Consider the following 22,111-nt stretch of genomic DNA (forward strand, 5'->3'; position numbering starts at 1 on the left):
CCCCCGCAGGCGGGGGAAGGAGGCGGTGGCGATACCACGAATACGCCCGGAAGCCTTGCCCGTTTGCTTCCCCCGTCCACGGGGGAAGCTGCCCGAAGGGCTGATGGGGGCGCTCTCTGCACCCAACGTCGCGCAAGCCTATGAACGTAGGCGGGCTTAAGAAGAACTTCGCGGCGAAATTTCGCGCCCCGGACGGATCACCCAGCGCCGTCGAGATGCGCGCGGCGGGCGGCCACCAGCGACAGCGCGGACCAGTCCAGCTCGGCGTCGCCGCCGGCCAGCGCCTCCAGCAGGCTGTCGCGCAAGACGCCGGCGAACGGCAGTGGTACGCGTGCGGTTTCACCCGCCGCCAGCGCCAACCCCACGTCCTTCAGGCCCAGCGGCAGGGTGAAGCCGGCAGGTTTGAAGCGCTGTTCGGCGATCAGCTTGCCGTAGCCCTGGTAAGCCGGTGCGGCGAACAGCGTCTGGGTCATCACGTCGAGAAAATCGGCGGCGCTGACACCGTGGGCGCGGGTCAGTGCGGTGGCCTCGGCCATGCTCTCGATCGCCGCGGCCAGCATGAAGTTGCCGGCGATCTTGGCGACGGTGGCGCGTTGCGGCGCCTCGCCCAGCGGCCACAGGCGGATGGCCATGGCCTCCAGCACCGGCCGCACCCGCTCCACCGCCGCGGGCTTGCCGGCGACCAGCATGTTCAGCTGTGCGGCGGCGGCCGCATCCGGACGGCCAAACACCGGCGCGGCGACATAGTCGAGCCCGCGCTTTTCGTGCTCGGCCGCAAGCTCTTCCGCCAGCGCCACCGAGATCGTGGCGTGGTTCACGTGCACCGTGCCGGCATCCATCGCATCGAGCAGGCCGCTGTCGAGAAACACCGCGCGCACCGCCGCGTCGTTGGCCAGCATGCTGCACAGCACCTCGCCCTGGGCGGCGCGATCGGCTGTCCGCGCCGCCTTGGCACCCAGCGACACCAGCGGTTCGGTGGCCTCGGGCGTGCGGTTCCAGACCGTCAACACGTGACCGGCGGCCTGCAGATTGCTGGCCATGGCGCTGCCCATCGCACCCAGTCCGATAAATCCCACTTTCATGAAGCGTCCTCGATAAACACGGACTGCGCAGTGAAGCACGGGCCACGTTCAGCCCATGCGAAACGCTACACCACCGCGCCCGCCGCTTGCCCCGACGCCCACGCCCATTGGAAGTTGTAACCGCCCAACCAACCGGTCACGTCCACCACCTCGCCGATGAAATAGAGCCCCGGCACATGTTTCGATTGCATGGTGCTGGATGACAGGCCGTCGGTATCGACGCCACCCAGGGTCACCTCGGCGGTGCGATAGCCCTCCGTGCCGCTGGCCGTGATCGGCCAGTTGCCCAGTTGCGCGCCGATGCCGGCCAGCTCGGCCTCGCGGTATTGGCGCATGGGCCGGCTTTCGAACCACTGCTCGCACAGCCGCTGCGCCAGCCGCTTGGGCAGCACGTCGGCCAGCACGGTTTTCAGCTCCGCCGCGGGCCGTGCCGCGCGCTGGCCGACCAGCCAGGTGCCGAGGTCCTGATCCGGCGCGAGATCGATGCGCAGATCGTCACCCGGTTTCCAATACGAGGATATCTGCAGGATCGACGGGCCGCTGATGCCGCGATGGGTGAACAGCAGGCCCGCGCGAAACGCCTGCTTGCCCACCCGCGTCTCCACCGCCGGCAGCGCCACGCCGGCGAGGTCCTGGTAATGGTCCTGGTGCTTGCCGCTCAAGGTCAGCGGCACCAGCCCGGCGCGCGTGGGCAGCACGTCGTGGCCGAACTGCCGTGCCAGCTCGTAGCCGAAACCGCTGGCGCCCATGCTGGGAATCGACAGGCCGCCGCAGGCGACCACCAGCGACTCGGCGTGCACCTCGCCATGCGTCGTCGTGGCGCTGAAACCGTGAGCCATCTTGCGGACACGCTGCACGGGACAATCCACCTCGATGGTGACGCCGGCGGCGGCGCATTCGTCCAGCAGCATGCGCACGATCTGCTTCGACGACTCGTCGCAGAACAGCTGGCCCAGCTCCTTCTCGTGGTAGGCGATACGGTGCTTTTCCACCAGCGCGATGAAGTCGGCCGGCGTGTAGCGCGCCAACGCCGATTTCGCGAAATGCGGATTCGCCGACAGGTAGTTGGATGGACCGGCGCCGGTATTGGTGAAATTGCAGCGCCCGCCGCCGGACATCAGGATCTTCTTGCCGACCTTGTTGGCGTGGTCGACCACCAGCACCCGACGGCCGCGCTGGCCGGCGGCGATCGCGCACATCAACCCGGCGGCGCCCGCCCCCACGACCAGCACATCGACATTGCGCACATCCCATTTCATCCGGCCATCGCCCGTCTCCCGCCTTGCAGAACGCGGCATTATCCCTCAGCGGCCGGCTGCTCTTACACTGAACGACCGTTCCCAGGAGTTGCCGCCATGCCTTCGTTTGACGTGATTTCCGAAGTCGACAAACACGAACTGACCAACGCCGTCGACCAGGCCAACCGCGAACTCGCTACCCGCTTCGACTTCAAGGGCACGGAAGCGACCTATACGCTGGACGATTACACCATTACCCAAGCCGCTCCCAGCGAGTTCCAGCTGCAGCAGATGCTGGACATCCTGCGCGGTCGGCTGGTGGCGCGGAAGATCGACATCCGCGCACTGGACGTGGCCGAGCCGGAAACCAACCTGGGTGGCTCGCGGCAGAAGATCACCGTCAAGCAGGGCATCGAACAGCCGGTGGCGAAAAAGCTGGTGGCCACGCTGAAAGCCGCCAAGCTGAAGGTCGAGGCACAGATCAACGGCGACAAGTTGCGCGTCAGCGGCAAGAAGCGCGACGACCTGCAGCAGGCGATGGCGGTACTGCGCGGCGCCGAGGTGGAGCTGCCGCTGCAGTTCGACAATTTCCGCGACTGATCGGCGGGCCCTCAGGCCTGGCTCGCCATGATGTTGACGCTCACGGCGATGATGAACATGTTGAAGAAGAACGCGATCACGCCGTGCAGCAATACCATGCGGCGCAGGTAGCGGCTGGTGACCTGCACGTCGGATACCTGGAACGTCATGCCGATGACGGTGGCGAAATAGGCGAAGTCCCAGTAATCCGGCTCCTTGTTGCCGGGGAAATCCAGGCCTTCGTGCTCCTCGCCGTAATCGCCGTAGAAGCCGTGCGCGTAATGCAGCGCAAACAGCGTGTTCATGAACAGCCAGCTGAGCACGATGCTGACTGCCGCGATGACCAGCGCAAGCCATCCGCCGGCCTTCCCCATCTCGAGCTCGGTACCCAGTGCCACCATCACCACCGCCGACAGCGCCACCCCGCTCCACAGAATGCCCCAGCGACCGGCGTCCTGAGAGCGCGCGCGTTCGCGCATCTCGTCCAGCGTGGCGCGACCGAACTGCCGCAATTGGGCGGCGAAGAAAACCAGTGCGCCGACATCGAACCCCACCAGCAACGCCGGCGCCGGGTGCAGCCCGAAAAGAACCAGGCCACCGCAAACCAGCACCATCAACCCGCCGCCCACCGCCAGCGACGGTCGGGTACGCAGCACGTTCCAGGGCCACCAGCCGCCGGCCGATGCCAGGCGTTCGCCGCCCCGTTTGCGTTTCGCGCCGCGGGCCATGACGCCGATCAGGCCAGCAGGTCGGCCGCTTCCGGATGCCGCTTCATCCAGGCGGCCGCATAGGAACACGAGGGCTTGACCTTCCACCCTTCATCACGCGCCGCATCGGTGGCGGCCTTCATCAGCGCCGACGCAATGCCGCGGCCTTCCACAGCGCTGGGCACGCCGGTGTGGTGAATGTTCATCACCCCGCCAGCCAGGGTGTAATCGATGACGCAAACGGCACCGTCGACGATGGTTTCAAAACGGTGGCCTGTGCGATCGTGCGTGATTTCCAGATCCATGACGGACTCCACTGATGGAAGCCCAGCATAAGCCGCATTCGGGACAAACGTGCGTGAACAGCCGTCTTCTTCGCGCCACTTGAATGAACACCCCGGCACACTGGCGATTCCCCCGTCAGCCTGGAGACATCGTCATGAAGAAATCCGCTTCGGCCAACTGGATCGGCGGCCTGAAAGATGGCCAAGGCACCATTTCCACCGAGACCGGCGTACTGCGCGAGGCGCCGTTCGGTTTCAAATCCCGCTTCGAGGATGGCCCTGGCACCAACCCCGAGGAGCTGATCGGCGCCGCCCATGCGGGCTGTTTCTCGATGGCACTGTCGCTGGAACTGGGCAACGCGGGCCTCACCGCTGACCGCATCGAAACCGATGCAGTGGTGACACTGGAAAAGGATGGCGACGGTTTCGCCATCACCGCCGTGCACCTGACCTGCAAGGCCAAGGTGCCGGGCGCCGATGCCGCCGCGTTCGAGAAGATCGCGCAGGCGACCAAGGAAGGCTGCCCGGTATCCAAGGTGCTGAATGCGAAGATCACCCTCGACGCCAGCCTGGAAGGCTGAGCGCGCATGAAGTGCTTCGCTTCCCCCGCGTACGCGGGGGAAGCTGCCCGAAGGGCTGAAGGGGGCGCTTTTGCTGTGTGCTCTGCTGAAAGAGGCAAAGAGCGCCCTCATCCGCCCTGCGGGCACCTTCTCCCGCAAAGCGGGAGAAGGGAGAAATGTGGCGTCATCCGCCTGAAGGCACCTTCTCCCGCAAGCGAGAGAAGGGAGAAGGTGGTGGCGTCGGATCAGGCGGCGACGGTCTTCTCTGCCGCGGTGGCCAGCGCGCGACGGCGGCGTACCGCTTCGTCCAGCCGCTGCAGCACCTGCAGCGAGCTATCCCAGTCGATGCAACCGTCGGTCATGCTCTGGCCGTAGACCAGCGGCTGGCCGGGCACCGGATCCTGCCGGCCGCCCAGCAGGTGGCTTTCCACCATCACGCCGATGATGCGACGGTCGCCGGCTTCGAGCTGCATGGCGATGTCGTCGATCACGCGTGGCTGGTTTTCAGGCTTCTTGGAGCTGTTGGCGTGGCTGGCGTCGATCATCACCCGCGCCCCCAGGCCGGCCTTGCCGATCACGGCGCAGGCGGATTCCACACTGGCCGCGTCGTAGTTCGGCTGGCGACCGCCGCGCAGGATTACGTGGCAATCCTCGTTGCCCGCGGTGGCGGCGATGGCGGCACGGCCGTCCTTGGTGACGGCCATGAAATGATGCGGCTGCGAGGCAGCCTGCACCGCGTCCACCGCGATCTTCACGTCGCCGCCGGTGCCGTTCTTGAAACCCACCGGGCACGACAGGCCCGAGGCCAGTTCGCGATGCACCTGGCTCTCGGTGGTGCGCGCACCGATGGCGCCCCACGCCACCAGATCCACGATGTACTGCGGCGAGATCATGTCCAGGAACTCGCAGCCCGCCGGCAGGCCCAGCTCGTTGATGTCGTGCAACACGCGCCGCGCCAGCCGCAGGCCCTTGTCGATGCGGAAGCTGCCGTCGAGGTCCGGATCGTTGATCAGCCCCTTCCACCCCACCGTGGTGCGCGGCTTCTCGAAATACACCCGCATCACGATTTCCAGCGTGTCGGCGTAGTGCTCGCGCTGCGCCATCAGCCGGCCGGCATATTCCAGCGCGGCACGCGGGTCGTGGATCGAGCACGGGCCGATCACCACCACCAGCCGGTCATCCGCGCCGCCGATGATGCGGTGCAGGGCCGCGCGCGAGGCGGCGACGGTTTCGCTGGCCGCTTCGCTGGCGGGGCAATCCTCGATCACCTCCGCCGGCGTGCTGAGCGGGGTAAGGCTGCGGATGCGCAGATCGTCGGTGGGCTGGGACACGGTGGCGGTTCCTTCGGTTGGGTGCCAGCGACGGCCACAAAAAAAGCCGCCGGTGGTAGCTGGCGGCTTTTCGGGAATGATCTTCAGGACTTCAAGATGATCGCGACCATGCCTCCGCCAGCAACTTCGGATAGGTATAAAACCAAAAGTACTGGTGGGCGTGGGTGCGATTCATGGCCGCTACAAATAGCACATCATCCGTGATCGTGCAACGCACCATGGCGCACGTTGACACGCTGTGCTGATCGGCTAACGTCCCTGAATCGGCTTTTTCAGGGACCTACGTGGCCACGCTCATTCCCACCCGCAACGGCTGCCTGCCGCGCATGACCGGCGGCGAGAAGCGTTTCTCCGAGCGGCTGGAACAGAAGCTCGAGGATGATTACCTGCTGTGGTACGACGTCCCGGTCGGGCTGAAGCAGCTGCGCCCGGATTTCATGGTGTTCCATCCGCGACGCGGCCTGCTGGTGCTGGAGGTGAAGGACTGGAAGCCGACTACCATCCAGCACGCCGACAAGACCCAGTTCACCCTGCTCACCGCGCGCGGGCTGGTGAAGGAGAACAACCCGCTGCTGCAGGCGCGTGGCTATGCCACCGAGGTCTACATGCAGCTGCAGAAGGACCCCGCCCTGCGCCAGCCGCAGGAGGGCCACCACGCGGGCAAGCTGGTGATGCCGTGGGCCTACGGCGTGGTGCTCGCCAACATCAGCCGCCGGCAGTTCATCGACGGCCAGCTCGATGCCGTGATACCCGCGCACCTGGCCATCTGCCAGGACGAGATCTACGACAGCGTGGAGGCGGAGGATTTTCAGGAACGCCTGTGGGCGATGTTTCCCTACATCTTCCCCACCGCACTGACCCTGCCGCAGATCGACCGGGTGCGCTGGCATCTGTTTCCGGAAATCCGCGTGGCCTCGGGCGAAGGCCAGTTCGGCCTGTTCGATCGGGCGGACGCGCCAGCACCGAAGCCGCTGGAAATCCCCGACCTGATCCGGGTGATGGACGCGCAGCAGGAACAACTGGCGCGCTCGCTGGGCGACGAGCACCGCATCATCCACGGCGTGGCCGGCTCCGGCAAAACCATGATCCTGGGCTTTCGCGCGATGCAGCTGGCGCGCGAGCTGTCGAAGCCGATCCTGGTGCTTTGCTACAACAAGACGCTGGCCGCGCGGCTGGACCAGTTGATCGGCGAACGCGGCCTGGGCGAGAAGGTGCAGGTCTACAACTTCCACAAGTGGTGCCACAAGATGCTCACGGCCTACCACGTGGAACCGCCGGCCAAGGGCAGCCGCGACTTCTTCGCACAGATGGTGCAGCGGGTGATCGACGGCGTCGACCAGGAGCGCATTCCACGCTTCCAGTACGGCGCCGTGCTGATCGACGAAGGCCACGATTTCGAGCCGGACTGGTACAAGCTGATCGTGCAGATGATCGATCCCAGCACCAATTCGCTGCTGGTGCTGTACGACGACGCGCAGAACATCAACGGCCGGGCCGACCGGCGCAAGTTCACCTGGAAAAGCCTCGGCGTGCAGGCGCGCGGACGCACCACCATCCTCAAGCTCAACTACCGCAACACGCTGGAAATTCTTTCCGTCGCGCGCAGCTTCGCCAACGAATTGCTGCTGGCGCAGGACGGCGACGACGACGGCGTACCGCTGATCGCGCCGGAAAGCGCCGGACGGCGCGGCGCCGTGCCGGAGCTGATCCGGGTGGACGATGCCGCCGATGAAGTCGGCGTGGTGATCGCGCAGATCCGCGACGAACAGGCGCGCGGCCGCAGCCTGGACGACATCGCCGTGCTGTACCAGCACGACCGCCAGGGCCGCGCCCTTCGCGATGCGCTGCAGGCCGCCGGCATCGCCTGCAAGCTGGCCAATGGCGATGGCAAAGCCACGCTGTTCCTGGTGAAGGACAGCGTGAAAATCGTCAGCATGCATTCCAGCAAGGGGTTGGAGTTTCCGCTGGTGATCATCCCCGGCCTGGGCGAGATGCCGAACGCCGCCGAGGACGAAGCCGCCGAGGCGCGGCTGCTGTACGTGGCGATGACCCGCGCCACCGAACGCCTGCTGCTGATCCACCGACACGACTCGGTCTTCAGCAAGCGCATCCGCGATTCGATCAACGAAGTCCAGGCGCAACTGGACGGCGTCGCCTGAAGGCAGCCCCATGGCGCATCACGAGCCATCCACGCCCGCCGTAGCACTTTCCCCTGGCGCCACCGCACCTGCCGCGGTGACGCGCCGCATCCATCCCAGGGAGAGCCGCATGAAAACATTGCTTGACGCCTATCGCCGGCAGCTTGACCGGCAAAAGCAGAAAGGTGGTATCGGCTGGGTGCTGCTGTGGCTATTGGGCATTCCCATCCCCGTACTGATCGTGTTGTTCCTGCTGCGCGGTTGCACCTGAGCGCAGCTGCGAGGACATCTTCGATCCGATCACGCACCGCGGGAGAACGACATGGCACAGGTGGAAATCGAACGCACGGAAATCGTGGAGCTGAGTCAGCCCTCGATGAACTGGGGCGCGATCATTGCCGGTTGGCTGATCGCCGTCGGCGTCGCGTTTCTGATGTATGTCGGCGGACTGGCGATGGGCTTTTCCGTCTTCGACCCCCACGACGCTGAAGCGACGGCCAAAGGCATCGGCATCGGCACGGCTCTGTGGATGATCGTCACCTGGATCGTGGCGTTGCTGCTGGGCGGCATGTTCGCCAGTTGGTTCGACAGCCGCGACGATCGGAATCTGGGCGTCATGCACGGCATTACCGTCTGGGGCCTTTCGATTGCCGCGTCCGGATTGCTGCTGGCCCTGGGCATGGGCGGCGCCATCGGCAGCGGCGCCAGCATGATGGGCGGCGCCCGCATGGGTGCGCATGCTCAAGGCCTACCGCACGGTGGCCATGCCGCCGGCGCGGATGCACGCGTGGCGTTGCAGGCACAACTGATGCAGCGGGTGCGACAGAGCGGTGGCGCTGCGTCGGGTTCCATCTATGTCCCGACAACCGGCGCCATGGCGATGACGCCTGCGCGGCTGGATCCGCATACGGCCAACGCGACGACGATGGCCCTGATCGCCAACCGGCCCGATACCGCCAAGGCGCTGCTTGCCGCCAACACCAACCTGTCGGCCGCCGATATCGACAGCACCGTGCGGGGGCTTTCCGCCCCGGCGGCGCGCGCGCGCAACGACATCAAGGCCGCCGCCGACACCGCCGCGCACTACATGGCGATGGCCATGTGGGTGTTGTTCGTCAGCCTGCTGTTGTCGCTGATCGCCGCCGCCATCGGCGGCAGCCTGGGTGCCGGCCACGTCCATCGGGTCTACCATGACCGTCGATACGCCCGCGGCGCGCCATTGCGCTGAGTGGATCGCCAACCGTCACTCCTGCGGGAGTGACGGCTCTCGGCATTCATCGGATTCGCGCGCCGGCAGCCACGGAGTTCACGATGACCACGTCAGTCGATGTCCCCTGCGCGCATTGCCACGCGCTCAACCGCGTACCAGACGCCCGGATCAGCGAAGGGCCGCGCTGCGGCCGTTGCAAGGAGGCCTTGTTCAAGGGCCACCCGCTTGAATTGACCACGGCCAATTTCGATGCACTGGGCGCACGCGGCGATGTACCTGTCGTGGTGGATTTCTGGGCGCCGTGGTGTGGCCCCTGCGTGGGCTTCGCACCCGTGTTCGCCAAGGCCGCCAGCCAGTGGGAACCACGCGCACGCCTGGCCAAGCTCGACACCGAGGCGCAACCGCAATTGGCGCAACGCTTCAACATCCGCAGCATTCCCACCCTGATCGTGCTCCGACGTGGCCGCGAGATCGCGCGGCAATCCGGCGCGCTGAGCGCCGCGCAATTGCAGCAGTTCATCGAGGGCGCGCTGGCGCGCGGCTGATCAGCGCGCAGGTCGGCGCGACCCCGCCGCCTGCCAATGCAGCCAGTCGATCACGGCGGCCACCGCCGCACGCGGCTTTGCCTGCGGCCGCACGATCCAATAGGACGGCCCCAACGGCACCTCGAGTTCGCCGAATGGCCGCAACAAGCTGCCGCCCGCCACATCATCCGCGGCCAGCCGGTGACGTGCCAGCGCCACACCCTGCCCCTGCACCGCCGCACGCAAGACGAGATCGGACGAGGTGTAGCGCGCGCCGCCCTGCAAGGCGAGCCGGGCCGGGCCGTGGATTCGTCGCCAGGATTCCCAGGCCGCTTGCGGATCGCGATCATGCAAAAGACGCAGGCCGGCCAACCGCGCAGGTTTCGATGGACGGCCGGATGCCTGCCACAATGCCGGGCTCATCACCGGGTAAAGCGCATCGTCCATCAATGGCTCCACGTGCAGGCCCAGCCATGGCCCCTGGCCCATGCGGATGCCCAGATCGACGCGACCATCGTCCATGGCGTCCAGACGCTGCTCCACCTGCACGGACAACTCCAGTCTGGGGTGCGATTTTTCCAGCGCAGGCAGCCGCGGAAGCAACCAGCGGATCGCAAACGAGGGCGAGGTGGACAGCGTCACCGCATGAGCCGGCCGGCTTTCCCGCAACGCCGCCACGGCCTGCGCGACCTCGCCCAGGCCCGCCAGCGTAGCGCGGCCCAACGCCTCGCCCTGCGGCGTGAAAGACGGGGCGCCGCGCCCTGCCTCGGCGCGCAGCAACGGCACACCCAGCCAACGATCGAGTTCGCCCAGATGGCGGCTCACCGAGGAATGGGCGATGCCCAACTCGCGCGCCGCAGCACGCACGCCGCCGTGCGCATAGACCAGCGCGAAAGCACGCAAGGCATTCAGGGGAAGTTCCTTCATGGTCGAAATTCTAGACCATAAGGATCGCGGCACGCTCCATTTCAAGGGTCGATCATTCACATCTTCGACCATTGCCCCAGGTATTAGTGCACATGAATCACCTGTTCGCCCTGGCCGGCCTGCTCGGTGTCGCCGCGATCACGCCTGGTCCCAACAATCTCGTGGTGCTGCGCGCGGCAGCGCAAGCCGGCCTGCGGGGCGCATTGCCGGCCATTGCCGGTGTCGTGCTCGGAGGGCTGTTGTTGCTCGCCGTGATCGCGTTGGGTGAAGGCAGCTTGTTTGCGGCATATCCGTCATTTCAGCGCTGGATCGGGATGGCGGGTGCGCTGTATCTGAGCTGGCTCGGTGCCGCGCTGTTCTTCCGCGCGATCGCGAAGGGCAGCGAGGATTCCACCCTCGGACACGGTCTTCCCATCAGCGCATTCGGGCTGATCGGTTTCCAGTTTCTCAATCCGAAAAGCTGGGTGATGGTGTTGACGGCGCTGGCGACGTGGCCCGCCACCGGCTTGCAGGCACACCTGCCGCTGGCCGGCTTGTTCGTGCTGATTCCATCCTTTTGCCTGTTGCTGTGGGCTGCGTTCGGCGCATGGCTGGCCCGCCGGCTGGCTCGGCCAGTCGTTCGCCGCAGCGTCGATGCCGTCATGGGCACCCTGCTGGTGACATGCGCGGCTTTCCTGATTCCCCTGAACTGACTTGCAAGGAGACACCATGCCCACGCTCAGCCCACCCCGATCGGTACTGTGCCTGGCCGGCAGTTTGCGCCGTGCCTCGTGGAACCGCCGCCTGCTGCACGTCGCCACATCCATGGCGCCACCGACATTGCGATTGAACGTGTTCGACGCGCTGTCGTCGGTGCCGCTGTTCGATGAGGATATGGAACAGCGAGAGCCGGCCGGCCCCGCCGGCGTGCAGGCATTGCGCGCGGCCATTGCCGCGGCGGAAGGACTAATCATCGCCACGCCCGAATACAACCATGCCATGCCAGGCGTGCTGAAAAATGCACTGGATTGGCTCTCCCGCGACACCCCGGAGGGCGAGGTGCTGCTGGAAAAACCGATCGCCGTGCTCGGCGCGAGCGGCGGTCCGTGGGGCACGCGCCTGGCCCAGGCCTCGTTGCGACAGGTACTGCACGCCTGCGGGGCTCTGGTGATGCCCACGCCCACGGTATTCGTGGCGAACGCCACCGTCCGTTTCGACCACAAGGGCGTCCTGACTGACCTGACCACAGCCCGGTCGCTGCAACGATTCCTGCTGGCATTCGACCATTGGCTGACCCGTGTGGCCCCACCCGCCAGCGAAGCGCAACCTGCCGGGACAATGCCGTGAGCGGCCAGGCTCGTGCGCACGCCGCCCCGTCGCCGGCAACCTGACTGATTCCCTTCCCCACAGGTCGACTCGCGGTACACCGCGCGTCCGCTGGCGCGTTCAACCATCTGTGCACGGGGCATCGGCGCGTTGATGGCGACATGACGCCGCTCGTGTCATGAAATAACCCGTCATCAACGCGCACTGTGCGCGATTTGGACGAAAGTCGGCACGATGTATCACGCCGGAGCTTTGCGTTGCTCACCACGGATACCGGCAGTTGTCCGGTGCCACGTACAACACGGAGACCGCTCATGAAACGTCTGCGCTGGATCAGCCTCGCCCTGCTGCTGGTTGCACCGTTGTGGGCGCAGGCGTCGGACGGGTTTGTCAGCGCCAACGTCAATCTGCGCGCGGGGCCGGATGTCGACTACCCGTGGGTCGCCACGATCCCCGCCGGCAGCCGCGTCTCCATCCAGGGGTGCACGGAAGGTTGGGGCTGGTGCGACGTGATTGCGTTCGGCCATCGCGGCTGGATGGTGGGCGATTACCTGCGCCACGACTACGACAACCGCCGCGTGTTGGTACCCGAGTACGGTGCGCGCATCGGCATTCCCATCGTCACTTTCGTGATCGGCAATTACTGGGGTAGTTACTACCGCGAACGCCCGTTCTACCGGCATCGCAGCTACTGGTACCAGCGCCCGATCCGGCACCGGCCGCCACCGCGTCGCATCTACCACCCGCCCGCCAGACCACCACCGCCGCACTACAACGGGCCGCGACATTGGCAGTCACCGCCACCGGTGCTTCGCCCCTCGCCACCGCGGCGATCGGGCCCGCCGCGCGGGCCCACGCAACAGCGTGAGCGCCATGACCGTGGCCACTCCTTCACATCGACGCTACCGCGACGCTCATCGACCTTCCGACCGTCCACGACGGTACGTCCGGCGCGGAACATCAATCGCGCGTCGACGCCAGCGCGGGCCGACCGCCAGCCACGCCGCAGCCCGTCCACCCATGCCGGATCCCCCGGTGGCGACAGGTCGTCGGCACATGGCAAGCGGGAACGTCGCAATCGCGACTGAAGCGACGATCGGCCGTGCAGGCGCCCGGTTCACTTTCAAGCCGCGTGACCCGGTCATACTGTGGTGTGAGCAAATCCCCCGACAACTACGCGGAAAGCGTGGACCCCAGCGTCCACTGCACGTCGTGCGAGGCCGTGTGCTGCCGGCTCACCGTCGTGCTGATGCCCGACGACCACGTCCCCGAGTGGCTGATCGAGCACGACGACCACGGCATGGAAACCCTGGCCAAGGGCGAGGACGGCTGGTGTGCCGCCCTCGATCCGCTGACCATGCGATGCACCATCTACGCCGACCGTCCCGGGATCTGCCGCAAGTACGCCATGGGCAGCCCCAGCTGTCGCGATGAGCGGCGCAAATGGTATGGAAACACGCTGCCCACACCAGTCGTACTGAGCTAGCGCGGGCGCCCCATCGCGGGATTGACCATCCGGTATCTAGCGCGCGACCGTGCTGGCGCGAACCAGATACTGCACGCTGAACATCTTCTTCGCGTCCATCCACACCCGTTCGACGGCCAGCCCGGCGCGAGCGGCCATGGCCGCGAAATCCTCGACCGAATACTTGCAGCTGTATTCCACCTGGATCGCCTCGTCCTCGCGAAAAGCCACGCTGGCCCGGCCGATCTTCACCTGCTGCGCGCAGCGGCTCACGATATGCGTTTCGATGCGTCCGGCCATCGGGTTGTAGTGCGCGCGGTGCGAAAACTGCGAGAGCACGAAATCACTGCCGATTTCGCGGTTGAGCCGCGCCAGCATGTTCAGGGTGAAAGCGGCAGTGACCCCGGCGCGGTCGTTGTACGCCGCCTCGATCACCGCTGGATCCTTTTTCAGATCCACGCCCACCAGAATGCCGCCGGCATCGCCCATTTCGTTGCGGATCTTGCGCAGCAGCGCGACCGCTTCGCGGCTCTCGAAATTGCCGATGGTCGAGCCGGGGAAGTAGACCACCGTGCGACGCGACGCCCGCGGCGGAATCGGCAAGCGCAGCGATTTGCTGAAATCCGCACACAGCGGCTGCACCGGCAACGACGGAAATTCCCTGGCCAGGCGCTCCACACTCTGATGCAGCGGCTCCGGCGAAATCTCCACCGGCACGTACGCCACCGGCGCGTGCATCTGCCGCAGCAACTGGCTGGTCTTGCGCGCGTTGCCGCTGCCGTATTCCACCAGCCGCACATCGCTGCCGAGGCTGTCGGCGATGCTGGCCGCGTGCTCGTCCATCAGCGCGATTTCGCGGCGGGTGAGGTAGTACTCCGGCTGCTCGCAAATCTCCTCGAACAACGCGGAGCCACGCTCGTCGTAAAACAGCCACGACGGCAGGCGCTTGGGTTTCAGGCCCAAACCCCGCTGTGCAATCTCCAGCAAACCATTCATCGGTGGCTGGCGATCGTCATCCTCGATGCCGCAAGGTTGCATGGTGTTCATCGATCCTGTCCCAGTCGTAGCCCGGAAAACTGCCAGCGGGCATGAGGCGGAAAAAAGTTGCGGTAGCTCGCGCGCACGTGACCGCGCGGGGTCGCGCACGACCCGCCACGCAACACCCACTGACCGCACATGAATTTGCCGTTGTATTCGCCCAGCGAACCGGGCAACGGGTGAAAGCCCGGATAGCTGATGTACGGCGACGCGGTCCATTCCCACACGTCGCCGTACATCTGAAGCATGTCATCGCCGGGCTCGGCCGGCGCAGGATGCAGACGCCCGGTTTCCTGCAGGTTGCCGAGAACGGCAACCTGCCCGGCAGCCGATTCCCATTCGGCCTCGGTCGGCAAGCGGGCACCGGCCCAGCGCGCGAACGCGTCCGCTTCGTAATAGCTCAAGTGGCACACCGGCGCGTGCGGCGACAGCGCCTGCATGCCCGCCAGGGTGAACTCGCGCGACAGGTCGTCGTCCCAATACAGCGGGTGTTGCCAGCCCTCGCGCTGCACGGTGGCCCAGCCATCGGAAAGCCAGAGCCCCGGCTCGCGATAGCCGCCCTCGCGCACGAACGCCAGGTACTCGGCGTTGGTCACCAGCCGATTGGCCAGCGCATGCGGGTGCAGCAATTCGCGATGGCGCGGCGTTTCGTTGTCGAACGCGAAGCCTTCCCCATCGTGGCCGGTCTCGACGATGCCTTCGCGCCCGGTGATGAAACGCAGGGGTACCGGCGCACGAGCTTCCGTCGCAGGTGCGGCGTGATAGGCGGGCCGCAGGGGATTGCACCAGAACGCGTGCTTGATGTCGGTCAGCAGCAGCTCCTGGTGCTGTTGTTCGTGCTGCAGGCCCAGCTCCACCAGCGTGGTCAGCTCGGCATCCGCGTGGCTCGCGAGCAGCTCGCCCACCGCATCGTCGACGTAGCGGCGATAGGCAAGCACCTCGTCCAGCGACGGGCGCGACAGCAGCCCGCGCTGCGGCCGTGCGTGCATCGGGCCGACCGACTGGTAGTAGGAGTTGAACAGGTACAGCCACGCTTCGTTGCGCGGCTTCCAGGCCGGATCGCGGGCAAGCACGAACTGCTCGAAGAACCAGCTGGTGTGCGCCAGATGCCATTTGCCGGGGCTGGCATCGGCCATCGACTGTATTTGCAGATCCTCGGCGGAGAGCCCGGCACACAGGTCGAGGGTGCGTCGGCGCACGCCGCGAAAGCGCGCGGTCATGTCGGCCAGTCCAACCGGCGATACCACCACCGTCACCGCTGTCCGTCCCGGGAAATGGCAGCCGCCGCCACAGGAAAGCCGGGCGGCGCAGCGAAGAGTTGGGATCGATCCATGGGACGAAGGATGCCGCCCAACGCGTTCACTTTTTGTGACACGCGACCACCGGCGGCGCTTCAGTATTCATCTCGGCGCAGACGGATGGCGCCACTGCCCGCCATGCTCCCGGAAAAGAAAAAGCCCGGACTGGCCGGGCTCGTTCTTCGCGATGGCGTGGTCCTTCAGTCGCCGTAGTAACCATCGTCGCGGATATAGCGCGTGTTGGTCGAATCGGTATAGACCGTGCGGGTCTCGACCACGCGACGGGTAACCACCGGCGCGCTCTCGTAGATCACCGTGCGCGGCTGGCTGTACACCACCGGCTGTTCGTAATACGTGGGCCGCGTGGCGTCGTTGATCAGGCCGATGACCGCGCCGGTGACGATGGCGCCGGCGATCCAGCGGCCGCCGCTCCAGTGCCCGCCATGGTAGCCATGACCGTAGCCATAGCCGTGCCCGCCACGGTAGTAATGCCCGCTGTAATGACCGCCATGGTAGCCACCGTAGTGACCGCCACCATGCCCGCGCGCCGAAGCGCCCAGCGGCATGGCCACGGCAGCCAACACTGCCAGGCTGAGGGCCGCGAATTTGCCGGTAACGCCGAAACGCTTGGTCATGAGGTTTTCTCCGTTGTACGGCGTAATGCTCATCCGCGAACGCTTAATATGGACTGAAAGGTTCACTTTTTGATGCGCGCCGTATCCCAGGGGTTGATACCCGGATCTGGCTTGCGTCGGCGCAGCAGCCAGCAACCGTGGATATCGGCCCGGCGAGCAAAGTCGAACGGGATGCTCGGGGCGGTCCAGTCCTCGATCTCGAAGTGTGTTTCCAGCGCCTCCCGATCCAGCTTGAAGCGGCGGAAATTGTTGGAGAACACGATCACGCCGTCGCGGGTCAGGCGCTCGTTGCAGGCTTCGAGCAGCTTCACGTGGTCGCGCTGCACGTCGAAATCCTCGGCGCGCTTGGAGTTGGAGAAGGTGGGCGGGTCGACGAAAATCAGCCCGTAATGACCGCGATCACGCTGCAGGAACTCCAGCGCGTCGAACTGCATCAGCCGGTGGTCGACGCCCGTGAAGCCGTTCAGCGCCAGGTTGCGCGAGGCCCATTCCAGGTAGGTGGCGGAAAGGTCCACGCTGGTGGTTTCCAGCGCACCGCCCGCTGCCGCATGCACGCTGGCGGTGGCCGTGTAGGCGAACAGATTGAGGAAGCATTTGCCGTCGGCCAGTTCGCGCACTTTCGCCCGCACCAGGCGATGGTCCAGGAACAGGCCGGTATCGAGGTAGTCGGTGAGGTTGACCAGGAACTTCAACCCGTCCTCCTCCACCTCGATGAACTCGTTGCGCTGGTCGAGCTGGCCGTACTTGGAACCGCCCTTGCCGCGCTCGCGAGTCTTGATCGCGATGCGTTCGCGCGGCACGCCCAGCACCTCGCCGGCCACGCGGGCGATCTCGCGCAGGCGCAGGCGTGCCACATCGGGCGGCACGTCGGCGGGTGCGCGGTATTCCTGGATGTGCAGGTGATCGTCGCCGCCGGTGTCGCCGTAGACGTCGATCGCGGCGGCGTATTCGGGCAGGTCCTGGTCGTAGGCGCGCCAGCAATGGACGCCTTCGCGGCTCAACCGCTTGCGCAGATGCTTGACGTTTTTCTCCAGCCGGTTCTTCAGCATCTGCGCGCCGGCCGACAACGGCTTCAGCTCGCGCGGCGCCGCGTCGCGCGGCTTCAGGTCGAAGGTCAGCAGTACCGTTTCCAGTGCGCCGTTGTACAGCACGTAGCGCTTGTCTGCATGCAACTGCATCGCCCGACCCAGCTCCACGTCGCCGGCCAGCACGGCGCCGCGCCAGCCGTTGAAATGCGCACGCAGGGTTTCGCCCAGGGCGCGGTACAGCTTTGGCATCTCGGTGCGGTCGCCGAGCCGCTCGCCGTACGGCGGGTTGGTGATCACCAGGCCCGACGTGAGGCCCGCCGGCGGCCTGGCGTGGGTCACGTCGAGCCGGTCCAGGGTGAAGAATCCGGCGACGCCCGCTTCCTGTGCATTGCGTTTGGCCGTCTGGATCATGCGTGGGTCGGCGTCGCTGCCGAAGAACTCGCTGCGCAGGGCGCGCAGGCCGGTTTCGGCGCGCTGGCGTGCTTCGTTCAGCAGGTCGCGCCACAGCGCAATGTCGTGCTGCTGCCAGCCAAGGAAACCGAAATACTCGCGACGCAGGCCGGGCGCCACGTCGGCCGCCATCAGGGCGCCCTCGATCAGCAAGGTGCCCGAACCGCACATGGGATCGAGAAGCGCGCCGCCGGCCGCGTAGATTTCCGGCCAGCGCCCGCGCAACAGCATCGCGGCGGCCAGGTTTTCCTTCAGCGGCGCCTCGCCCTGCAGTTCGCGCCAGCCGCGGCGGTGCAGCGGCGAGCCGGCCAGATCCAGCGACAGCGTGGCGCGGTCGCGGCGCAGCCGCACGTTGATGCGGATGTCCGGTTCGTCGGTATCGATGCCGGGGCGCGTGCCATCGCGCTGGCGGAACTGGTCGACCACCGCATCCTTCACCCGCAACCCCACGAACTGACTGTGGTTGAGTTTGCTCAGCGCGGTGCCCGCATCCACCGCGAAGGTGCCGTGCGCGGCCAGGTGCTGGCTCCAGTCGATCTGCTGCACGCCGCGGTAAAGCGCGTCCTCGTCGGCCGCATCGAACTCGGCCAGCGGCAGCAGGATGCGGCTGGCCAGGCGCGACCACAGACAGGCACGGTAGGCGGTTTCCAGCGTGCCGGAAAAATGCGAACCGGCCAGGGTCTCGCGCACGTCGCTGGCGCCCAGCGCGATCAACTCGTCGCGCAGCAGGTATTCCAGCCCCTTGGGGCAGGTGGCGAAGTAAGCGCTCATGCGGTTGCCGCCACGGTGTCGAGCAGCAGGCGGAACTGCGCCGCGATGGCGGGCATGCTGGCGCCCAGGCGGTGGTCGTCGTCCAGCATCAGCAATGGCAGCCGGCGATTGGCCGCGAATGCCTGCAGATCGCCCGCGGGGCAGACTTCGTCGCGCCAGCCGTGGACCAGCATCGTGGGCACATCCCGGCGCATATCCAGCGCATGCGCATAACCGGGGATCGCCGGCGGCGTGGCCAGCAACAGCAAACCGGCCACCGGCACCGCCAGCGACACCAGCGCGGAAGCGAACGCGCCCATGCTGGAACCGACCAGCAGCGGCGGCGCGTCCAGGGACTCGATCGCCGCTCGCAATCGGGCGATGCGTGGCGCGACCGAACCGGCAAAGCCGTGCGCGTCATCGGCGCCGTAATCGGGTCGCTGGGTGTGCCAGCCCAGCGATTCGGCCAGCGCGGCGAGCGCGCTGACCTTGGTGGCATCCGGGCTGGAATCGGAACCATGCGAAAGTATGACGTGGCCGCGCATGGCGGGCTCCTGAAACGCGGAATGCAAGGCGCGCATGGTAACAGGCGGCGTTTGCGGCCGGCCGCATGCGAAACTGCCACACATGAACCCGAGCATCCACGAGCAGCCGCTGCCCTACATCGACCTGCTGCCCGCGCGGCCGACCGACGCGATCGATCTGGTGGTGATCCACTGCACCGAACTGCCTGACCTGGCCATGGCCCGCGAATACGGCGAGCGCGTGCTGCACGCCAGCGGCACGGGCAACAGCGGCCATTACTACATCGACCGCGACGGCGCGATTTACCGCTATGTGCCGGGCGATCGCGTGGCCCACCATGTGCGCGGCCACAACGAGCATTCGATCGGCATCGAGCTGGTCAACCGGGGGCGTTATCCCGACTGGTGGGATTCGCGCCGGCAAGCCATGACCGAACCGTATCCGCCCGAGCAGATCGATGCCTTGCGCGGGTTGCTGGCGCAACTGCGAGGCGATTACCCCAACCTGCGGCACATCGCCGGGCACGAGGATCTGGATACGGCACTGATGCCGGCCAGCGATGATCCCGCACTGGAAATCCACCGCAAGCTCGATCCGGGGCCGATGTTTCCGTGGGGCGAGGTGATGGGGGATTGCGGGCTGGAGCGGTGGCGCGGCTGATTCGGTTGGTCGCTCACGCTTCCCTCTCAGCCGTTCGCTCAGCGTAGCCGCGTCGCGGCGACGTCGAAGCCTCGTCGCGCGCGGCCCTTCGACTTCGCCGCTGCGCGGCTACGCTCAGGGTAAACGGCTGGGATGTGGCGCCTCCCCATTCCCCCATTCCCGCCTTGAAACAAAACCCCTTTCCGTATAATCGCGGTTTCGCCCACGCCACAGGTTCCCCATGACCCACGTCACCGAACTGGTCGACTTGCTGCAGCTCGAACGGTTGGAGGACAACCTGTTCCGCGGCCAGAGCCGCGACATCGGCACCCGCTTCGTGTTCGGCGGGCAGGTGCTGGGCCAGGCGCTGGCGGCGGCGCAGCAGACGGTTGACGTGGCGCGCGAGGCGCACTCGCTGCACGCGTATTTCCTGCGCGCCGGCGACATCGAGGCGCCCATCGTCTACAGCGTGGAGCGCACCCGCGACGGCGGCACGTTCTCGTCGCGGCGGGTGGTGGCGATCCAGCACGGCCAGCCGATCCTGAACGGCTCGATCTCGTTCCAGCTGCCCGAGCACGGCGTGGAACACCAGACCACGATGCCCGAGGTGCCCGCGCCGGAAGACGTGGAGCCGCTGCATCCGCTGCCGCCCGACGAGCTGGAACGCCTGCCGGTGAAGCTGCAGCGCTGGCTGGGCATCGATGGCCCGTTCGAGTTTCGCCAGGTGTGGCCGCGCGACGAGCGCCACCCGGCCAAGCGGCCGCCGATCCAGCACATCTGGTTCAAGCTCACTTCGCCGATCGACGACGCGGCCATCCTGCATCGCGCGCTGCTGGCGTACGCCTCGGATTTCCACCTGATCGGCACCGCCACGCTGCCGCACGGCATTTCCTACCTGACCCACAACGTGCAGATGGCCAGCCTCGATCATGCGCTGTGGTTCCATCGCCCGTTTCGCGTTGACGAATGGCTGCTGTACTCGTTCGACAGCCCCACCGCCCAGGGTGGGCGCGGGCTGGCGCGCGGGCAGATCTTCAGCCGCGATGGCAGCCTGGTGGCATCGACCGCGCAGGAAGGATTAATCCGGCTTCGGGCGGAATAAACATTCGCGCAGCTTGTTTTCAGCGGCCTGCTAGACTGCCCGGATGCGCCTGATCTATACCTCTCCCCGTGCCGAAAACATCGATCGCGTGGTCGCCTTGCTGGCCGAGCACGACATCGAAAGCTCGGTCACCAACCGCTCCAGGTACAACCGGCCAAGCTACGATCGCTTCAGCTATTCCCAGCAGTTCGATGACCGCGACCGCTGGCCGCAGGTGTGGGTTACCCGCGCCGACGATTTCACCCGCGCCCGTGTGCTGCTGCGCGAGTTGGGCATCGAGCCGGTGATTCGCCACGGCGAGGAGCTGGCCGAAGCACGCAACCCGTCGCCCACCACGAAGCGCAAGAGCGCCGTGGCGCGGGCGCGCCGGATCGCACTGGCCGTGCTGCTGGCCGCGTTCGCGATGGTGATGTTGCGCTACATGCATGTGATCTGAGTTCCGCTCCCTGTGTGGGAGCGGCTTCAGCCGCGATGCTTTTTGCGCGGGCCTCGAAAACAGGAGCATCGCGGCTGAAGCCGCTCCCACATGTCCCTCGGAGAGAGGCATAGAATCAGGCGATGCGCTCCGAACAAGTCCGCCTGTTCCAGACCCTGCCGCACCCCTGCGGGTATTTTGCCGGGCGCAGCGCGCAGAACCTGGTGATCGACCCGGCCGCGCCGCAGCTCGATGCGCTGTACGGCCCGGCGCTGGAACGCGGTTTTCGCCGCGCGGGTGGGCATCTGTATTTTCCCCATTGCCCCCAATGCAACGCCTGCACGCCGTGTCGCATCGATGCGGAAAACTTCCGCCCCGACCGCTCGCAGCGACGTTGCCTGAAACGCAATGCCGACCTCACCGTGGTGGAAGCGATGGCCGGCTACACCGACGAGCGGTACGCGCTGTACGCCACCTACCTGAAAAGCCGCCACCCCGATGGCGGCATGGATGATGCCGACGCCAGCGATTTCAACCGCTTCCTGACCGCACCGTGGAGTCCCACCCTGTTCCTGGAATTGCGCCTCGGCCCGCGTCTGCTGGGCGTGGCCGTCACCGACGTGTGCCTGGGCGGGTTGTCGGCGGTCTACACGTTCTTTGATCCGACCGAACAGGCGCGCAGCCTGGGCACTTTCGCCATCCTGCAGCAGGTGGAGCTGGCGCGGCGCCGTGCCGTGCCGTGGCTGTACCTGGGCTTCTGGATCGAAGGCCACCCGAAGATGGATTACAAGCGCCGCTTCCGCCCGTTGCAGGTGCGCCACGCCGACGGCTGGTCGACGCTGCCCTGACCGGGATTGGGGATTCGCAATTCGCAATTCGCA

At 66.4% G+C, this 22,111-nt stretch carries 25 protein-coding genes; 14 read left to right on the forward strand and 11 right to left on the reverse strand.

Going from position 1 to position 22,111, the window contains the following annotated elements; genetic code table 11:
- Positions 1–197 precede the first annotated feature (197 nt).
- Positions 198–1,082 (reverse strand): NAD(P)-dependent oxidoreductase, encoded by an 885-nt coding sequence (locus tag UU9_RS01045; protein ID WP_040669913.1) that lies wholly within the window; start codon positions 1,080–1,082, stop codon positions 198–200.
- Positions 1,083–1,147: 65 nt separating this feature from the next.
- A complete protein-coding gene (locus tag UU9_RS01050; RefSeq protein WP_007079850.1) occupies positions 1,148–2,341 on the reverse strand; it encodes a BaiN/RdsA family NAD(P)/FAD-dependent oxidoreductase in 1,194 nt (397 codons plus the stop codon).
- Between the two features lie 96 nt (positions 2,342–2,437).
- Between UU9_RS01050 and UU9_RS01055 the strand changes: the two genes are divergently transcribed.
- Positions 2,438–2,920 (forward strand): YajQ family cyclic di-GMP-binding protein, encoded by a 483-nt coding sequence (locus tag UU9_RS01055; RefSeq protein ID WP_007079851.1) that lies wholly within the window; start codon positions 2,438–2,440, stop codon positions 2,918–2,920.
- An 11-nt stretch (positions 2,921–2,931) separates the two neighbouring features.
- On the opposite strand, the gene UU9_RS01060 is transcribed toward UU9_RS01055, so the two are convergent.
- Positions 2,932–3,627: a DUF1345 domain-containing protein gene (locus UU9_RS01060; protein WP_007079852.1), complete on the reverse strand. Its 696-nt coding sequence runs from the start codon at positions 3,625–3,627 to the stop codon at positions 2,932–2,934.
- Between the two features lie 8 nt (positions 3,628–3,635).
- Positions 3,636–3,911, reverse strand: coding sequence for a GNAT family N-acetyltransferase (locus UU9_RS01065; protein ID WP_007079853.1), 276 nt, complete (start codon positions 3,909–3,911; stop codon positions 3,636–3,638).
- Between the two features lie 134 nt (positions 3,912–4,045).
- Here UU9_RS01065 and UU9_RS01070 point away from each other — a divergent pair, with 134 nt between their 5' ends.
- Entirely contained in the window at positions 4,046–4,471 is a 426-nt protein-coding gene (locus UU9_RS01070; protein WP_007079854.1) for an OsmC family protein, read from the forward strand.
- A 224-nt stretch (positions 4,472–4,695) separates the two neighbouring features.
- Here UU9_RS01070 and UU9_RS01075 read toward each other — a convergent pair whose 3' ends face one another.
- The gene (locus UU9_RS01075) at positions 4,696–5,781 is read right to left on the reverse strand and encodes a 3-deoxy-7-phosphoheptulonate synthase (protein ID WP_007079855.1); all 1,086 of its coding nucleotides are present in this window, start codon (positions 5,779–5,781) and stop codon (positions 4,696–4,698) included.
- A 284-nt stretch (positions 5,782–6,065) separates the two neighbouring features.
- Here UU9_RS01075 and UU9_RS01080 point away from each other — a divergent pair, with 284 nt between their 5' ends.
- The 4 genes from UU9_RS01080 to trxC all read left to right on the forward strand — a co-directional run bounded on the left by UU9_RS01080 (position 6,066) and on the right by trxC (position 9,674).
- On the forward strand, positions 6,066–7,940 hold the full coding sequence (locus UU9_RS01080) for a DEAD/DEAH box helicase (protein WP_007079856.1): 1,875 nt from the start codon (positions 6,066–6,068) through the stop codon (positions 7,938–7,940).
- Between the two features lie 109 nt (positions 7,941–8,049).
- Positions 8,050–8,190 (forward strand): hypothetical protein, encoded by a 141-nt coding sequence (locus UU9_RS18220; protein WP_007079857.1) that lies wholly within the window; start codon positions 8,050–8,052, stop codon positions 8,188–8,190.
- Positions 8,191–8,241: 51 nt separating this feature from the next.
- Positions 8,242–9,147 (forward strand): hypothetical protein, encoded by a 906-nt coding sequence (locus tag UU9_RS01085; protein ID WP_007079858.1) that lies wholly within the window; start codon positions 8,242–8,244, stop codon positions 9,145–9,147.
- Between the two features lie 83 nt (positions 9,148–9,230).
- Positions 9,231–9,674: a thioredoxin TrxC gene (trxC, locus tag UU9_RS01090; protein WP_007079859.1), complete on the forward strand. Its 444-nt coding sequence runs from the start codon at positions 9,231–9,233 to the stop codon at positions 9,672–9,674.
- Here trxC and UU9_RS01095 read toward each other — a convergent pair whose 3' ends face one another.
- Entirely contained in the window at positions 9,675–10,580 is a 906-nt protein-coding gene (locus UU9_RS01095) for a LysR substrate-binding domain-containing protein (RefSeq protein ID WP_007079860.1), read from the reverse strand.
- A 92-nt stretch (positions 10,581–10,672) separates the two neighbouring features.
- Between UU9_RS01095 and UU9_RS01100 the strand changes: the two genes are divergently transcribed.
- The 4 genes from UU9_RS01100 to UU9_RS01115 all read left to right on the forward strand — a co-directional run bounded on the left by UU9_RS01100 (position 10,673) and on the right by UU9_RS01115 (position 13,371).
- Complete coding sequence (locus UU9_RS01100) at positions 10,673–11,272, forward strand: LysE family translocator (RefSeq protein WP_007079861.1); 600 nt, start codon at positions 10,673–10,675, stop codon at positions 11,270–11,272.
- Between the two features lie 16 nt (positions 11,273–11,288).
- Positions 11,289–11,906: an NADPH-dependent FMN reductase gene (locus tag UU9_RS01105; RefSeq protein WP_007079862.1), complete on the forward strand. Its 618-nt coding sequence runs from the start codon at positions 11,289–11,291 to the stop codon at positions 11,904–11,906.
- Positions 11,907–12,199: 293 nt separating this feature from the next.
- Entirely contained in the window at positions 12,200–12,973 is a 774-nt protein-coding gene (locus tag UU9_RS17205; protein WP_007079863.1) for an SH3 domain-containing protein, read from the forward strand.
- 65 nt (positions 12,974–13,038) lie between these two features.
- Positions 13,039–13,371, forward strand: coding sequence for a YkgJ family cysteine cluster protein (locus tag UU9_RS01115; protein WP_007079864.1), 333 nt, complete (start codon positions 13,039–13,041; stop codon positions 13,369–13,371).
- A 36-nt stretch (positions 13,372–13,407) separates the two neighbouring features.
- On the opposite strand, the gene egtD is transcribed toward UU9_RS01115, so the two are convergent.
- The 5 genes from egtD to UU9_RS01140 form a co-directional block, all read right to left on the reverse strand.
- On the reverse strand, positions 13,408–14,397 hold the full coding sequence (gene egtD / locus UU9_RS01120) for an L-histidine N(alpha)-methyltransferase (protein ID WP_007079865.1): 990 nt from the start codon (positions 14,395–14,397) through the stop codon (positions 13,408–13,410).
- A complete protein-coding gene (egtB, locus tag UU9_RS01125; protein ID WP_007079866.1) occupies positions 14,394–15,608 on the reverse strand; it encodes an ergothioneine biosynthesis protein EgtB in 1,215 nt (404 codons plus the stop codon). The genes egtD and egtB overlap by 4 nt, the downstream gene beginning before the upstream one ends.
- Positions 15,609–15,886: 278 nt before the next feature.
- Entirely contained in the window at positions 15,887–16,321 is a 435-nt protein-coding gene (locus UU9_RS01130) for a hypothetical protein (protein ID WP_007079867.1), read from the reverse strand.
- A 62-nt stretch (positions 16,322–16,383) separates the two neighbouring features.
- Entirely contained in the window at positions 16,384–18,570 is a 2,187-nt protein-coding gene (gene rlmKL / locus UU9_RS01135) for a bifunctional 23S rRNA (guanine(2069)-N(7))-methyltransferase RlmK/23S rRNA (guanine(2445)-N(2))-methyltransferase RlmL (protein WP_007079868.1), read from the reverse strand.
- On the reverse strand, positions 18,567–19,094 hold the full coding sequence (locus UU9_RS01140; RefSeq protein WP_040669922.1) for an alpha/beta fold hydrolase: 528 nt from the start codon (positions 19,092–19,094) through the stop codon (positions 18,567–18,569). The genes rlmKL and UU9_RS01140 overlap by 4 nt, the downstream gene beginning before the upstream one ends.
- Before the next feature lie 82 nt (positions 19,095–19,176).
- Between UU9_RS01140 and UU9_RS01145 the strand changes: the two genes are divergently transcribed.
- The 4 genes from UU9_RS01145 (at position 19,177) to UU9_RS01160 (ending at position 22,078) form a co-directional block, all read left to right on the forward strand.
- Positions 19,177–19,734, forward strand: coding sequence for an N-acetylmuramoyl-L-alanine amidase (locus UU9_RS01145; protein WP_007079870.1), 558 nt, complete (start codon positions 19,177–19,179; stop codon positions 19,732–19,734).
- Between the two features lie 220 nt (positions 19,735–19,954).
- Complete coding sequence (locus UU9_RS01150; RefSeq protein WP_007079871.1) at positions 19,955–20,815, forward strand: acyl-CoA thioesterase; 861 nt, start codon at positions 19,955–19,957, stop codon at positions 20,813–20,815.
- A gap of 43 nt (positions 20,816–20,858) precedes the next feature.
- Positions 20,859–21,251, forward strand: a complete 393-nt coding sequence (locus UU9_RS01155) for a hypothetical protein (RefSeq protein WP_007079872.1) — start codon at positions 20,859–20,861, stop codon at positions 21,249–21,251.
- A gap of 122 nt (positions 21,252–21,373) precedes the next feature.
- Positions 21,374–22,078 (forward strand): arginyltransferase, encoded by a 705-nt coding sequence (locus UU9_RS01160; RefSeq protein WP_007079873.1) that lies wholly within the window; start codon positions 21,374–21,376, stop codon positions 22,076–22,078.
- The last annotated feature ends 33 nt before the right edge of the window (positions 22,079–22,111 follow it).

It is taken from the genome of Rhodanobacter fulvus Jip2 (assembly GCF_000264315.1).
GTDB lineage: Bacteria > Pseudomonadota > Gammaproteobacteria > Xanthomonadales > Rhodanobacteraceae > Rhodanobacter > Rhodanobacter fulvus.